The sequence below is a fragment of the Rhodoplanes tepidamans genome, assembly GCF_030813915.1.
GTDB classification, from domain to species: Bacteria; Pseudomonadota; Alphaproteobacteria; order Rhizobiales; family Xanthobacteraceae; genus Rhodoplanes; species Rhodoplanes tepidamans.
Genome location: NZ_JAUSUJ010000004.1, coordinates 149,569 through 162,842 on the forward strand (window position 1 = coordinate 149,569; position 13,274 = coordinate 162,842).

The window sequence follows — 13,274 nt, forward strand, 5'->3', positions numbered from 1 at the left end:
ATCTGATCAGTCACCGGTCATTCCGGGGCGCGGCCGGCAGGCCGCGAGCCCGGAATGACGACGAATGGGGTGTTCCTGTCACGACCGGAACAGCCGCGTGTACTGGGTCTCGTGCCGCATCGACGCCAGGTCCGCCCGGAAGGCGGCGCTGCCGATGTCGTCGAGCGGCGTCGCCGCGGCGCGGGCGCAGGCGGCCGCCGCCACCGGCTCGAGCGCGGCGAGCACGCGCTGGCCGTCGGTCTGGCCGAGCGGCACCAGACGCACGCCGGCCGAGATCAGGTTCGCCGCGAGCGCGTGCACGAAGCCGTGCAGCGCCGGCGTCCGCGCGATGCCGTGCCCGGCCGCCGCCACCGCGACGGCGACCGGATAGGCGATCGTCCCGTCCTGCGCGAGCGGCATCCGGTCGAGCGCCGCGCAGGCCCAGGCGGAGCGGACCGCCTCGACGAACGCCTTCCCCTGCGTCGTCGTCTCCAGATGGCGCTCGCGCGACGGGGCGAGCGCCAGCGCCAGCGTGGCCGTCTCGGCGAGCGCCGCGGCGTCGTTCTCCTCCGCCGCGCGATGGGCGTGGACGAACAGCGCCGCGTCGCAGAACAGCCCGCCCTCGCGCACCAGCACGGCGAGCCAGCGGCGCAGCGTCTCGGCGTCGCGCACGTCGCCCGCCTCGACGGCCCATTCGAGCCCGCCCGAATACGCGAAGGCGCCGACCGGGAAGGCCGGCGACAGCCACGCCAGCAGCCGCCAGAGCGCGGCCGGCGGCACCGGGTCGGTCGCGTCAGTCATGCCGATGGGGAGGAGCGCGATCGTGCGCGTGCCCGTGCTCGTGATGGCCGTGATCGTGATCGTGGTCGTGATCATGCGCATGGCCAGCGTGACCATGACCGTGGCCGTGCGCGTGGCCATGGCCATGGCCGCCGGCCGGGTCGTAGGCGCCCGATTCCGGATCGAACGGCGCGTCGACCGGCGCGAGGCGCGCGCCGAGCCCGCGCAGCATGTCCTCCAGCACGTGGTCGCGGCGGATGCGCAGGCGCTCGCCGACGATCTGCACCTCGGTGTGCCGGTTGCCGATATGCCAGGCGAGCCGGGCCAGATCGGCCGGCGTCGCCGCCGCCACCTCGACCAGCGCCTCCGGCCGCGCCGCGACCAGCACCACCCGCCCGTCCTCCAGCAGCAGGCCGTCGCCGTCGCGCAGCCGGACCGCCTCGGCGAGATCGAGCAGGAAGGCGGTGCCGGCCTCGCCGGTCATCGCCAGGCGGCGGCGGTGGCGGTCGCCGGCGTCCAGCACGACCCGGTCGACGACCGCGGCCGGCGACGCCGTCCCGCGCGGCAAGACAGTGGTGGCTCGCAACATCCCCGTCCTCGCGTTCCGCGGTCGCGTGAGCCGCGGTCTCGTACCACTTTTCATACCAGGACCGCCGGACAGACCCGCGTTTTCGCCGGATCGCACAGCGATTGAGCAGCGTGATAGCGTTTCGGGCAGCGTCCGTGAGCTTTCATCCGACGCCCCCGCCAGACGCTTCCCTGCTTTCGCGCCACCCATAGCCATCGGGGAATGCCATGACCAGCCTTCTCGACACCACCCGTCTGTCCCGCCGCTCCGTCCTGGCCGGCACCGCCGCCACGGTCCTCGTCGGCGCGCGGGCCCGCGCCGCGGACGTCAAGTGGCGGCTCGGCCTCAGCCAGCCGGTCGACAGCCCCAACTTCATCCGCCTGAAGGAGATGACCGACCGGGTCCGCGCCGAGACCGGCGGGCGGCTCGACATCTCCATGCACGGCGGCGGCGTGCTCGGCTCCGACACCCGGATGCTCGCCATGCTGCAGAGCGGCGAGATCGAGATGTACAACGCCGGCAACGTGCTCGGCCCGATCGTGCCGGTCACCGAGATGCCGGGCCTGCCGTTCACGTTCAAGAGCCCGGCCGACGTGTTCAAGGCGCTCGACGGCGATCTCGGCGACTACATCCGGGCCGAGCTGCTGGCCAAGGGCATCTACGCCTTCCGCTGGGGCGGCGACAACGGCTTCCACCACCTCACCACCAGCACCCGGCCGGTCCGCACCGTGGAGGATCTGGCCGGCATGACCATGCGCACGCCGGTGCAGGAGATGACGGTCGACTTCTTCTCGGCGCTCGGCGCCGTGCCGAAGAAGTTCCCGCTCAGCCAGCTCTACCAGGTGCTCAAGGACAAGACCTGCGACGCCCAGACCGACCCGCTGTTCCTGATCGTGCTGATGAAGCTGAACGAGGTGCAGACCTATCTGAGCCTCACCAACCACTGGTGGTCCGGCTTCACCTTCACGGCCAACGCGGCGGCCTGGAAGAGCCTGCCCGACGACCTCAAGGCCGTGGTGGAGAAGAACGTGCGGATCAGCGCGCTCGCCCAGCGCCAGGACGTCGAGAAGGCGACCGGCGAGGCGATCGGGATCCTCACCGGCAAGGGGATGATCGTGAACCAGTGCGACGTCTCCGGCTTCAAGAGGCCGCTCGGCGCCTTCTATGCGAAGTGGAAGGGCATCTACGGCGCCAAGGCGTGGTCGCTGCTGGAGGCGCATGTCGGCAGGCTGGCCTGAGCGGGCGGCGACGGGGCGGCGATCGTCGTCACCTCGACCGCGTGCCCCGGACAAGGCGCATCAGGTCGGAGACCTGATGCGCCGCAGAGCCGGACCCACGGGCGGCTCGGCAAGGGACTCTCGGCCGCCTCGTCCGACCGCACCTCGGTCCCGGTCGCGGCGCGGTGCGCCGCGACCGGGACACGGACCGGCACCGAGCCGTCCTCCACGCCAATTCCGGTTGATAAGCTCGGCGTCATTCCGGGGCGCACCGAAGGTGCGAACCCGGAATCCAGCGACAGACTCCGAAGTCTCGGCTGGATTCCGGGTTCGGCGCTGCGCGCCGCCCCGGAATGACCACCGAATCAATCAGCCGGATGCCGTCTCACGTGCCCCGGTCGCCCTGCCCGGCCAGCAGCGCGGCGAGGTCGACCCGCGGGTAGACGATCTTGCTGTAGGCGCCGCGCAGCTCGGGGGCGAGCGTCGCGTCGATGATGGTCTTGGCGATCACGCCGGTGCGGTCGGCGGCCGGATGCAGCTCGTTGCCGAGCGTGCCCGGGATCGTCACCTGGTCGCGCTCCCAGCGCACCCGGGTGGAGAGCGCCCAGAACACCTCGGTCGGGTTGAACACGTCGACGTCGGTATCGACCACCACCACGGTGTTGATGTTGACGTGGGCGTTGAGCGCGGCGAGGCCGACGGTCCGCGCCTCGCCGGGCCGCGGCTCCTCCATGGCGACCAGCGCCAGGAAGCCCGACGCGAAGGGCGGCAGATAGGCCTCGCGCACCCGCGGCGAGGCCTGCCGGCACAGCCGCTTCAGCTTGGGCTCGCGGGTCACTGCGGTGCCGAGCAGCAGGTGCTCGAAGGACGCGCCGGCGGTGGTCTGGAAGATCGGGTCGCGCCGGTGGGTGATCGCCCTGACGCGGCCGACCGGCTGCGGATGCACGCCCGAATAGTGGCCCGTGTATTCGGCCATCGGCCCTTCGGCCTCGCGCTCGCCGGCGATGATCTCGCATTCGAGCACGATCTCGGCGGTCGCCGGCACCAGGACGTCGCAGGTCCTTGCGCGCACGACGGGTGTCGGGCCGCCGCGCAGAGAGCCGGCGATCTCGTACTCGTCGCCGTCGTAGCGATAGGCGGCGGCGATCATCAGGGCCGGATCGACGCCGAGCGCGACGCAGAACGGCAGGTTCTCGCCGCGCTTCTCCGCCGCCTCGAAGAACTCGAGCAGATGCCGCCAGGTGTTGAGGTTGACGCCGATGCGGTCCTTCCCCTTCACCTGCAGCCGCACATAGGAGAGGTTGTGGCGGCCGCCGCCGGGCTCGCGGGCGATGACGACGCCGGCATTGATGTAGGGCCCGCCGTCCTTCGGGGCGTGGGTCGGCACCGGCAGGGTGCCGAGATCGACCGCGGTCTCGACCACCTCCTGGCACGGCGCCGCGCCGTCGATTTCTCGCGCCGGGACCGGGGCCCGGGTGGCCGCCTCCATCACGTCGCCGAGGTCGTCCCGGGCGCAGCCGAGCGCCAGCGCGATGCGCTCGTGCGAGCCGAGCATGCTGCCCAGCACCGGCATGGCCGAGCCCCTCACCCGATGGAAGTAGGCCGCCTTCCCGTCCTGCTCGCAGGCGCGCAGCACCGCACCGAGCTCGTGCACCGGATCGACCGGCGTCTCGATGTCGCAGACGAGGCCCTTCTGCCGGAGCAGCGCCATGAAGCTGCGAAGGTCGTCGATGCGGCCCGTCATGTGTCCTCGCGGTGGGGCTGAGCGCGCGCGGTCGAGGCGCCGGCGGACCTTAGGCACGCGCGCCGGCGAGCGTCAAACATCGTGGGTCGCGCAGCGGCGCGGCCCGGACCGGCGCGCCGCCGCACGATCCTGGCCCGGCATTTGCTAACCCTCGGATGCCCCCCGACTGCCCGGCCCAAGGAGGATGAAGACATGGTGTGGTGGGATCGACGGACGTGTCTCGCGGCCGCGCTCGGCGCGGCCCTGCTGTCCGGCAGCTTCGGCGGCGCCGCGGCGCAGGGCGCCGCCGGCGAGAAGGTCGTGATCAGGTTCACCTGGAAGCTGAAGGGCGAGTACGCGCCGCTCTTCGTCGCGCTCGACAAGGGCTACTACAAGGCCGAGGGCCTCGACGTCACGCTGTCCGAGGGCTCCGGCGCCCAGACCGTGCTCAAGGTGGTCGGCACCGGCCAGGAGCACTTCGCCTACGGGCCCGCCGTCAACGCCCTGCAGGCGGTGAGCCAGGAGCTGCCGGTCAAGCTCGTCGCCCTCTACCAGACCTCGACCCCGATGGGCGTGATCGCATTTCCCGACGTGACGCTGAAGACCCCGAAGGACATGGAGGGCAAGTCGATCGCGATCTCGTCCGGCGAGACCTTCTCGGACATGATCAGGCCCTTCGCCAAGCTGAACGGCATCGACATCGAGCAGGTCAAGCGCGTGCAGCTCGACAATTCGGCGCGCGCCAGCCAGTTCCTGGCCCGCCGCGTCGATCTCCTCTCGGTGTTCCTCACCAACGACCTGCCCAAGATGGAGCACGTCACCGGCGTCAAGTTCAACCTGCTGAAGCCGGCCGACTTCGGCCTCGCGGTGCCGGGCGCCGCCCTGATCGTCAACACGACCTGGGCCGAGCAGAATCCCGAGCTCGTCAAGAAGGTTCTGCGCGCCACCGCCAAGGGCTACGCCGACGCCATGGCGGATCCGGTCGCCGCCTCGCAGGCCTTCCAGAAGCACCTCACCATCAAGGAGGACCCCGGCGTGCTCGAGCGCCAGGTGAAGGCCACCATGGCCTCGACCAACGCACCGGCCGGCAAGCCGATCGGCTGGCAGGACGAGACGACCATCGTGAAGGCCCTCGACCTCCTGACCGAGACCGGCAGCCTCAAGGGCCGCAAGGATCCGGGCGCGTACTACACCAACGCCTATCTGCAGTGAGCCGGCGGTCGCCGGTCAGGGATGCCCGCGCGCGTCGCGGGCATCCGCGTCTTCGCCGGACCACCGACGGCTGATCGCATGGATGGCCGGGACGCGCCCGGCCGTGACGGTGCGAAGACTCAGGACCGCTCCTGCCGCAGTCCCGACAGCTCCTGGACCAGGGCGCCGACGGCGCCCCAGTCGGCGTCGCCGCGGCCGGTCTGCACCAGCGCGCCGAGGAGCTGGAGGATGCCGGCGGACACCGGGGCGTAGACGCGGCTCCCGGTCATCGCCGCGACGGCGATGCGCAGGTCCTTCTCCATCAGGCGGGCCCGGAATCCGGGTGTGAAGTCGCGCGCGATCAGGCGCAGCGCATGGCGCTCCAGCACGGCGCTCCGCGCGGCGCCGCCGAGCAGCGCCTCGCGCACCCGCTCCGGGTCGACGTCCAGGGCCAGGGCCAGTGCCACCGCCTCCGACGCGCCCAGCATGGTGGCAGCGACGCAGATCTGGTTGCATGCCTTGGCCACCTGCCCGGCGCCGGCGTCGCCGATATGGACGATCGTGGTGGCGATCGCCTCCAGGCAGGGCCGCACGCGATCGAGGACCTCGGCGGGGCCCCCGACCATGCAGGAGAGCGTGCCGTCGGCGGCGCCCTTCTGGCCGCCCGACACCGGGCAGTCCAGCATGGCGACGCCGCCCTCGGCGAGCCGCGCCGCGAAGGCGCGGGTCGCCACCGGATCGATGGTCGAGGTGTCGATCACCACGGCGCCGGGCGAAAGCCCGGCCGCGATGCCGCTTTCGCCGAACAGCACCGCGCCGACGTCCTCGGTCGCCGGCAGGCACAGGAACACGACGTCGGCGCCACGCGCCGCCGCGGCGGCCGACGCCGCGAGCGTCGCCCCCAGCGCCACGACGGGCGGCGCCTTGGCGGACGTGCGGCTGAACACCGTGAGGTCGAATCCCTTGCGGGCCAGGTTGGCGGCCATGCCGCCGCCCATCACCCCGAGGCCGACGAAGGCGATCTTGAGTGGCATTCCGTATCCTGTCGCTGACGGATCGCACGCATGCGCCGTTACACCGAATCGCCCCTCGTGGTGAGGAGCGCTCCGGAGGAGCGCGTCTCGAACCATGCGGCCACCACGCGGCCGCCCTCGCCCTCCGAGACGCGGCCTGCGGCCGCTCCTCGGGGTGAGGGCGGAGACAGCGCAGACACGCGTCCGACCGCTCATACTGTTTCCGGGTGATCAGTTCGCCGTCATTCCGGGGCGCGGCGCAGCCGCGAACCCGGAATGACCACCTGGTTGATCAGCCGGATGGCGTATCACCCCTTGCGCAGCGCCAGCACCTGGTTCGAGGTGTCGGCCATCGCCTTCATGAAGGCGGGGCCGTCGAGATAGCCGAGCTCGACGTTCATCTTGCGGGCGAGCTCGGCCATGCGGTCGCTCTTCATCACCTTGGTGAACAGCTCCTGGTGCCAGCGCACGATCGGCGCCGGGGTGCGCGACGAGATCAGCAGCCCCTTCATGTTGTCCATCACGACCGGATAGCCGAGCTCCTTCAGGCTGGGCACGTCCGGGATGATGGTGCTGCGGTCCGACAGCGTCGCCAGGATGTGGGCGTTGCCGGCGTCGTACTGCGCCTTGGCTTCGGCCGGGATCACCAGCGTCATCTCGATGTTGCCGCCGAGCACGTCCTTGAAGGCGTCGGCGCCGCCGCGATAGGGCACGTGATTGAGCTCGATGCCGGCCGCCTTCTCGAAGGCCTGGAACCCGGCGTGCAGGATGCCGCCGACGCCCGACGAGCCGTAGGCGAGCTTGCCGGGATTGGCCTTGGCCTTCTTCACCAGCGCGTCGACGCTGTCGAGCGGGCCCTTGCGGCTCGTCACCAGCACCATGTGCTCGCGGCTGACCCGGCCGATCGCCTTGAAGTCGTCGAGCCTGTAGTTGAGCTTGGTGTAGTGCGGCAGCGTCGTGCTCTCGCTGCCGCCGCCGAGCAGCAGCGTGTAGCCGTCCGGCTCGAGATGGGCGACCACGTCGGCCGCGATGGCGCCGGCGCCGCCCGGCCGGTTGACCACCACGAACTTCACCGGGGCCATCTCGTCGGCCGCCGCGGCGTAGAGACGGGCGATCACGTCGGTGCCGCCGCCGGCCTGGAAGCCGACGAAGACCTGGATCATCCGGATCGGCTGCCAACCGGCCTGCGCGGCGGCCGGCGACACGCTGCGCGACAGGGCTCCCGGAATCGCCGCCGTGCCGAGCGCTGCGGCGAGGAAACGACGTCGGTCGATCATTGCTCTCTCCCACGATGACGGTGTTCTGTGTTGTCGGGGGCTCCGTCCGCCCCGCTGGAACGGGGCTGCCTCAGGCTCCGGCGGCGACCTTTCCGCTGCCGCTCCCGCCGGCGGCGATCGGCGCCGGCCAGGCGACGCCCCGCTCGCGGCCGAGGGCCGACAGCTCGTCGACCAGGGCGGGCGGCAGCACGATGCCGCCGGCGCGACGCGCCGTGGCGAGCCGGTGCTCGTGCTCGCCGGCGTAGAGGATCTCCGTGAAGCCGTCGGCCCTGGGCTCCGCCTTGAGCAGCGCGATGTAGTCGGCGAGCCGCTCGGTGAACATGGTGAGCGGCAGGAAGCGGCGGATGTCGAGCACCAGGAAGAAGTGGCCGACGTTCTGCGGCGCGTGCCAGTCCTCGTACATGTTGCGGATGTGCGGGCCGTAGCCCGCGCCGGTGAGCACGCCCGACAGGATGTCGATGCCCATCGACAGGCCCGAGCCCTTGGCGCCGCCGACCGGCAGCACCGCGCCGTCGAGCGCCGCGTCGGCGTCGGTGGTCGGCCGGCCCTGCCTGTCGATCGCCCAGCCGAGCGGGATCGTCTCGCCCTTCTTGGCGGCCGACAGGATCTTGCCGCGCGCCACGTGGCTGGTCGCCATGTCGAGCAGGAACGGCGCGCCCTCGCGGGTCGGGACCGCGATCGCCAGCGGGTTGGTGCCGATGAAGGGACGCAGCCCGCCGGTCGGCGGCATGGTCTGCGAGGCGTTCGACATCACGATCGCGGCGTAGCCGACCGCGGTCGCCTGCTCGGCGAAGAAGGCGGCGGTGCCGAAGTGATTGGAGGCGCGCACGCCGACGCAGGCGACGCCGTGCCGGCCGGCGCGGTCGAGCGCCACCTCCAGCGCCTTCTGGCCCACATAGGCGCCGAAATTGTTGCCGCCGTCGATGCGCACCGTTGCGCCGTCCTCGCGCTCGATGCGCGGCTCGGCGGCGACGTCGATCATCTTGCCGGCGACACGCTTCAGATAGATCGGCATGCGCAGCACGCCGTGCGAATCGACGCCGCGCAGGTCGGCGCAGACGAGCGATCGGGCGACCACCGCGGCGACGCGCGGCGGCACGCCGGCCGCCTCGAAGACCGCGGCGCAGAAGCCGCCGAGATCCTCGGCCCGGATCGCGCCGCTCACGGCACGAAGCCCTTGGCCTTCAGGGTCGCGTCGACCCAGCTGCGGTCCACGCTGCCGTCGGCGATCGAGGCGAGGATCACCGTCTCGCGCTCCATCTGGGCGTGGCAGAGCGTGGCGATGGCGGGCGCCTCGTCGCGCGGGATGGCGAGCACGCCGTCGGCGTCGCCAATGACGATGTCGCCGGGCCGCACCGGCATGCCGCCGATCGAGATCAGGCCGTTGATCTCGCCGGGCCCGTCCTTGTACGGCCCGCGATGGGTGACGCCGCGCGCGTAGACGGCGAAGGGCTGGGTCGCCATGCTGTCGGTGTCGCGCACCGCGCCGTCGACCACGAAGCCGAGGATGCCCTTCCGGGCCGCGAGCGTCGTCATGATCTCGCCGAGGATCGAGTTGGTCAGCTCGCCGCCGGCGTCGACGACGATGACGTCGCCCGGCTCGGCCAGATCGATCGCCTTGTGGACCATCAGGTTGTCGCCCGGGCGGGTGCGCACCGTCAGCGCGACGCCGAGGAGCGGCGTGCCGTCGTGATACGGCCGCAGGCCGGTGCCGCCGGCGAACAGGCGGGCCATGTTGTCGCTGGCGATCGGGGTGGGGACGCCGCGGAACGCCGCGAGCAGGGCGGGATCGATGGCGGGGGCGCGGGGGGCGATGCTGAAGCCGATGGGCATGGGACCTGTTCCGGACTCGTTGGTGCCCAAACGCTAGGCGCCGCTTGAACAGACGTCCAATAACTTGCTAGGCTTGGATTGATACGGATTTAGTATCATCAGTCATTCCGGGGCGCGCCGAAGGCGCGAGCCCGGAATCCATACTCCCGGTGCCGGTGGCTCACGCGAGACCGGGGTTATGCGTTCCGGGCTCGGCGCTCGCGCGCCGCCCCGGAACGACGGAAGGCCCCCCATGGATCTCCTCCGCCTGAAGAGCTTCCTGGTCCTCGCCGAGAGCCTGCATTTCGGCCGGGCGGCGGCGCGGCTCGGGGTGGCGCAGCCGCATCTGAGCCGGCGCATCCGCGAGCTGGAGGCCGAGATCGGAGTGCGGCTGTTCGCCCGCACCCAGCGCCGGGTCGAGCTGACCGCGGCCGGGGCGACGCTGCGGCTGCGCGCCATCCGCATCCTCGACGAGGTGGAGAAGGCCAAGGTCGAGGCGCGGCAGATCGGCACCGGCTCCGCCGGGCGGCTGCGCATCGGCTTCATCCACTCGTCGACCTACGGGGTGCTGCCGGCGATCATCCGCTCGTTCCGGGCGATGCGGCCGGCCGTGATGCTCGACCTGGTCGAGATGACGATGATCGAGCAGGTGCGGGCGCTGCGCGCCGGCGACATCGACATCGGCCTCCTGCGCTCGCTGCCCGACGTGCCCGACATCGCCTTCGAGACGGTGCTGCGCGAGCCGTTCCGGCTCGCCGTGCCGGCCGACCACGCCTTCGCGGGCCGCGCCGCGGTGGCGCTGCCCGAGCTGTCCGGCGAGCCGCTGGTGCTGTTTCCGCGCGAGACGAGCCCGCTGTTCCACGCCCGCATCACGGCCGCCTTCGAGCGCGCCGCCGTGACCCCGGTGATCGTCCAGGAGGCGACCCAGATCCACACCGTGATGGGCCTCGTCGCGGCCGGGATCGGCCTCGCCCTGGTGCCGTCCTCGGCGGAGCGGCTGCCGCGCGCCGGCGCCGTGCTGATCGCGCTCACCGACCCGCCCGAGCCCGCCGACGTCAGCGTCGCCTGGCGCGCCGCGAGCCGGCCGCTGCTGGTGACGCCGTTCCTGGAGGCGGCGCACGCGGCGGCGGTGGGGCTGGACGCGGCAGGCACACCGGCGAAGGTGCTGACCAGACCGGCTCCTCGAAAGCAGCGAAGCTGACCGGCTCGGTCGTCATTCCGGGGCGGCGCGCAGCGCCGAACCCGGAATCCAGCGGCACGTGCTGAATGTGTGGCTGGATTCCGGGTTCGCGGGCTTTCAGCCCGCGCCCCGGAATGACTGGAGAGCTTCTGATCAGAACAGGAAATACCGCTGCGCCATCGGCAGCACCTCGGCTGGCGCGCAGGTGAGGAGCTCGCCGTCGACGCGGACCTCGTAGGTCTCGGGGTCGACCTCGAGCAGCGGCGTCGCGTCGTTGTGGATCAGGCTCTTCTTGCCGATCTTTCGGGTCTTCTCGACGGCGACCAGCTCCTTCTGGATCCCGAGCTTCTTGCCGAGGCCGGCGCGCACCGCGGCCTTGGAGGCGAACACCAGGGACGAGGCGGTGAGCGAGCGGCCGAACGCCGCGAACATCGGCCGGTAGTGCACGGGCTGCGGCGTCGGGATCGAGGCGTTGGGATCGCCCATCGGCGCCGCGACGATCGAGCCGCCCTTGATGATGCAGTCCGGCTTGACGCCGAAGAAGGCCGGCGACCACAGCACCAGATCGGCGAGCTTGCCCTTCTCGACCGAGCCGATGTGCTTCGACACGCCGTGCGCGATCGCCGGGTTGATCGTGTACTTCGCGACGTAGCGCTTGACCCGCAGATTGTCGTTGTCGCCGCTCTCGCCCTTCAGCGGGCCGCGCTGCTTCTTCATCTTGTCGGCGGTCTGCCAGGTGCGGATGATCACCTCGCCGATGCGCCCCATGGCCTGCGAGTCCGACGACATCATCGAGAGCGCGCCGATGTCGTGCAGGATGTCCTCGGCCGCGATGGTCTCCTTGCGGATGCGGCTCTCGGCGAAGGCCAGATCCTCGGCGATGGACGGGTCGAGATGGTGGCACACCATCAGCATGTCGAGATGCTCGTCGATGGTGTTCTTCGTGAACGGCCTCGTGGGATTCGTCGACGAGGGGAGGACGTTGGGCAGGCCCGCCACCTTGATGATGTCGGGCGCGTGGCCGCCGCCGGCGCCCTCGGTGTGGAAGGCGTGGATGGTGCGGCCCTTGAACGCCGCGATCGTGTCCTCGACGAAGCCCGACTCGTTGAGCGTGTCGGTGTGGATCATCACCTGCACGTCGAACTCGTCGGCGACCGACAGGCAGCAGTCGATCGCGGCCGGCGTCGTGCCCCAGTCCTCGTGCAGCTTGAGCGCGCAGGCGCCGGCCTTGATCATCTCCTCCAGCGCGGCCGGGCGCGAGGCGTTGCCCTTGCCGGCGAAGCCGAGATTGACCGGAAAGGCGTCGGCCGCCTGGATCATCCGGGCGATGTGCCACGGCCCCGGCGTGCAGGTCGTCGCGTTGGTGCCGGCCGCCGGCCCGGTGCCGCCGCCGAGCAGCGAGGTGACGCCGGACATCAGCGCATCCTCGACCTGCTGCGGGCAGATGAAGTGGATGTGGGTGTCGAAGCCGCCGGCGGTGAGAATCTTTCCTTCGCCCGCGATGATCTCGGTGCCCGGCCCGATGACGATGGTCACGTTCGGCTGGATGTCGGGATTGCCGGCCTTGCCGATGGCGGCGATGCGGCCTTCCTTGAGGCCGACATCGGCCTTCACGATGCCCCAGTGGTCGAGGATCAGCGCGTTGGTGATCACCGTGTCGACCGCGCCCTGCCGGTTGGTGATCTGGCTCTGGCCCATGCCGTCGCGGATCACCTTGCCGCCGCCGAACTTCACCTCCTCGCCATAGGTGGTGAAGTCCTTCTCGACCTCGATGATCAGGTCGGTGTCGGCGAGCCGCACCCGGTCGCCCGTGGTGGGCCCGAACATGCCGGCATAGGCGGAACGCTCGATTTTCACGGCCATGTCGATGTGCCTGCTCTCGATGTGCGTGCTATTGGTTCGTGGCGGGCATGCGCCATGCCGCTGAACGGTATTTTTCGGGGAGCGCGTCGGTGTCGGACGGGTCCAGGCCCAGCGCCTCGACCTCGTCGAACCAGCGGTCGCGCTGGCTCTCCGGCAGCCTGGCGCCGCACCACGGACAGTAGGCGATGACGACGTAGGACGGCCCGCCGTCGTGGACGATCAGCCCGTACTCGTCGAACTTGTCCGCGTAGACGATCAGCGCGTCCGGGCAGTCGAACGGATCGGCATGCTCGGCACAACTGAAATCGAGCTGATGGCGCATCTGCTCGCAGCAATGCGCGGCGCGGGCTGGCGCATCGACCATCAGAGCTTGCCCATCACGTCCTGCCGGAAGCCGTAGACGGTGCGCTTGCCGGCGAGCGGCACCAGCGTCACCTCGCGCGACTGGCCGGGCTCGAAGCGCACCGCCGTGCCGGCGGCGATGTCGAGCCGCAGGCCGCGCGCCTTGCGGCGGTCGAACTTGAGCGCCGGGTTGGTCTCGAAGAAGTGGTAGTGCGAGCCGACCTGGATCGGCCGGTCGCCCGTGTTGGTCACCGTCAGGGTCACGGCCTTGCGGCCGGCATTGAGCGTGATGTCGCCCTCGGCGGTCAGAATCTCGCCCGGGATCATGG

At 71.0% G+C, this 13,274-nt stretch carries 13 protein-coding genes; 3 read left to right on the plus strand and 10 right to left on the minus strand.

Annotated features, from left to right (window positions below):
* Window positions 1-78: 78 nt before the first annotated feature.
* Both J2S22_RS06745 and J2S22_RS06750 read right to left on the minus strand, forming a co-directional pair.
* A complete protein-coding gene (locus J2S22_RS06745; protein ID WP_272779935.1) occupies window positions 79-780 on the minus strand; it encodes an urease accessory protein UreF in 702 nt (233 codons plus the stop codon).
* Window positions 773-1,348, minus strand: coding sequence for an urease accessory protein UreE (locus J2S22_RS06750; protein ID WP_272779901.1), 576 nt, complete (start codon window positions 1,346-1,348; stop codon window positions 773-775). The genes J2S22_RS06745 and J2S22_RS06750 overlap by 8 nt, the downstream gene beginning before the upstream one ends.
* A 206-nt stretch (window positions 1,349-1,554) precedes the next feature.
* Here J2S22_RS06750 and J2S22_RS06755 point away from each other — a divergent pair, with 206 nt between their 5' ends.
* The gene (locus tag J2S22_RS06755) at window positions 1,555-2,565 is read left to right on the plus strand and encodes a TRAP transporter substrate-binding protein (protein WP_272779900.1); all 1,011 of its coding nucleotides are present in this window, start codon (window positions 1,555-1,557) and stop codon (window positions 2,563-2,565) included.
* A gap of 364 nt (window positions 2,566-2,929) precedes the next feature.
* Here the strand turns inward: J2S22_RS06755 and J2S22_RS06760 are convergent, their stop codons facing one another.
* Complete coding sequence (locus J2S22_RS06760; RefSeq protein ID WP_272780587.1) at window positions 2,930-4,288, minus strand: UbiD family decarboxylase; 1,359 nt, start codon at window positions 4,286-4,288, stop codon at window positions 2,930-2,932.
* A gap of 192 nt (window positions 4,289-4,480) precedes the next feature.
* Here J2S22_RS06760 and J2S22_RS06765 point away from each other — a divergent pair, with 192 nt between their 5' ends.
* Window positions 4,481-5,479, plus strand: a complete 999-nt coding sequence (locus J2S22_RS06765; protein WP_272780586.1) for an ABC transporter substrate-binding protein — start codon at window positions 4,481-4,483, stop codon at window positions 5,477-5,479.
* 119 nt (window positions 5,480-5,598) lie between these two features.
* Here J2S22_RS06765 and J2S22_RS06770 read toward each other — a convergent pair whose 3' ends face one another.
* The 4 genes from J2S22_RS06770 to J2S22_RS06785 all read right to left on the minus strand — a co-directional run bounded on the left by J2S22_RS06770 (window position 5,599) and on the right by J2S22_RS06785 (window position 9,581).
* Window positions 5,599-6,492 (minus strand): NAD(P)-dependent oxidoreductase, encoded by an 894-nt coding sequence (locus J2S22_RS06770; RefSeq protein WP_272780585.1) that lies wholly within the window; start codon window positions 6,490-6,492, stop codon window positions 5,599-5,601.
* A 287-nt stretch (window positions 6,493-6,779) separates the two neighbouring features.
* The gene (locus J2S22_RS06775) at window positions 6,780-7,748 is read right to left on the minus strand and encodes a Bug family tripartite tricarboxylate transporter substrate binding protein (protein WP_272780584.1); all 969 of its coding nucleotides are present in this window, start codon (window positions 7,746-7,748) and stop codon (window positions 6,780-6,782) included.
* A 70-nt stretch (window positions 7,749-7,818) separates the two neighbouring features.
* Complete coding sequence (locus J2S22_RS06780; protein WP_272780583.1) at window positions 7,819-8,913, minus strand: Ldh family oxidoreductase; 1,095 nt, start codon at window positions 8,911-8,913, stop codon at window positions 7,819-7,821.
* Window positions 8,910-9,581, minus strand: a complete 672-nt coding sequence (locus J2S22_RS06785; RefSeq protein ID WP_272780582.1) for an RraA family protein — start codon at window positions 9,579-9,581, stop codon at window positions 8,910-8,912. The genes J2S22_RS06780 and J2S22_RS06785 overlap by 4 nt, the downstream gene beginning before the upstream one ends.
* Window positions 9,582-9,813: 232 nt before the next feature.
* Here J2S22_RS06785 and J2S22_RS06790 point away from each other — a divergent pair, with 232 nt between their 5' ends.
* Window positions 9,814-10,761, plus strand: coding sequence for a LysR family transcriptional regulator (locus J2S22_RS06790; RefSeq protein ID WP_272780581.1), 948 nt, complete (start codon window positions 9,814-9,816; stop codon window positions 10,759-10,761).
* Window positions 10,762-10,893: 132 nt separating this feature from the next.
* Here the strand turns inward: J2S22_RS06790 and ureC are convergent, their stop codons facing one another.
* The 3 genes from ureC to J2S22_RS06805 are packed head-to-tail and all read right to left on the minus strand — an operon-like array spanning window position 10,894 to window position 13,272.
* Window positions 10,894-12,603 carry an urease subunit alpha gene (gene ureC / locus J2S22_RS06795; RefSeq protein WP_272780580.1) on the minus strand — a complete coding sequence of 570 codons (1,710 nt, stop codon included), beginning with the start codon at window positions 12,601-12,603 and terminating at the stop codon, window positions 10,894-10,896.
* A gap of 28 nt (window positions 12,604-12,631) precedes the next feature.
* Window positions 12,632-12,967 (minus strand): DUF6980 family protein, encoded by a 336-nt coding sequence (locus tag J2S22_RS06800; protein WP_272780579.1) that lies wholly within the window; start codon window positions 12,965-12,967, stop codon window positions 12,632-12,634.
* On the minus strand, window positions 12,967-13,272 hold the full coding sequence (locus J2S22_RS06805; protein WP_272780578.1) for an urease subunit beta: 306 nt from the start codon (window positions 13,270-13,272) through the stop codon (window positions 12,967-12,969). Before J2S22_RS06805 ends, J2S22_RS06800 begins: the two co-directional genes overlap by 1 nt.
* Window positions 13,273-13,274 lie beyond the last annotated feature (2 nt).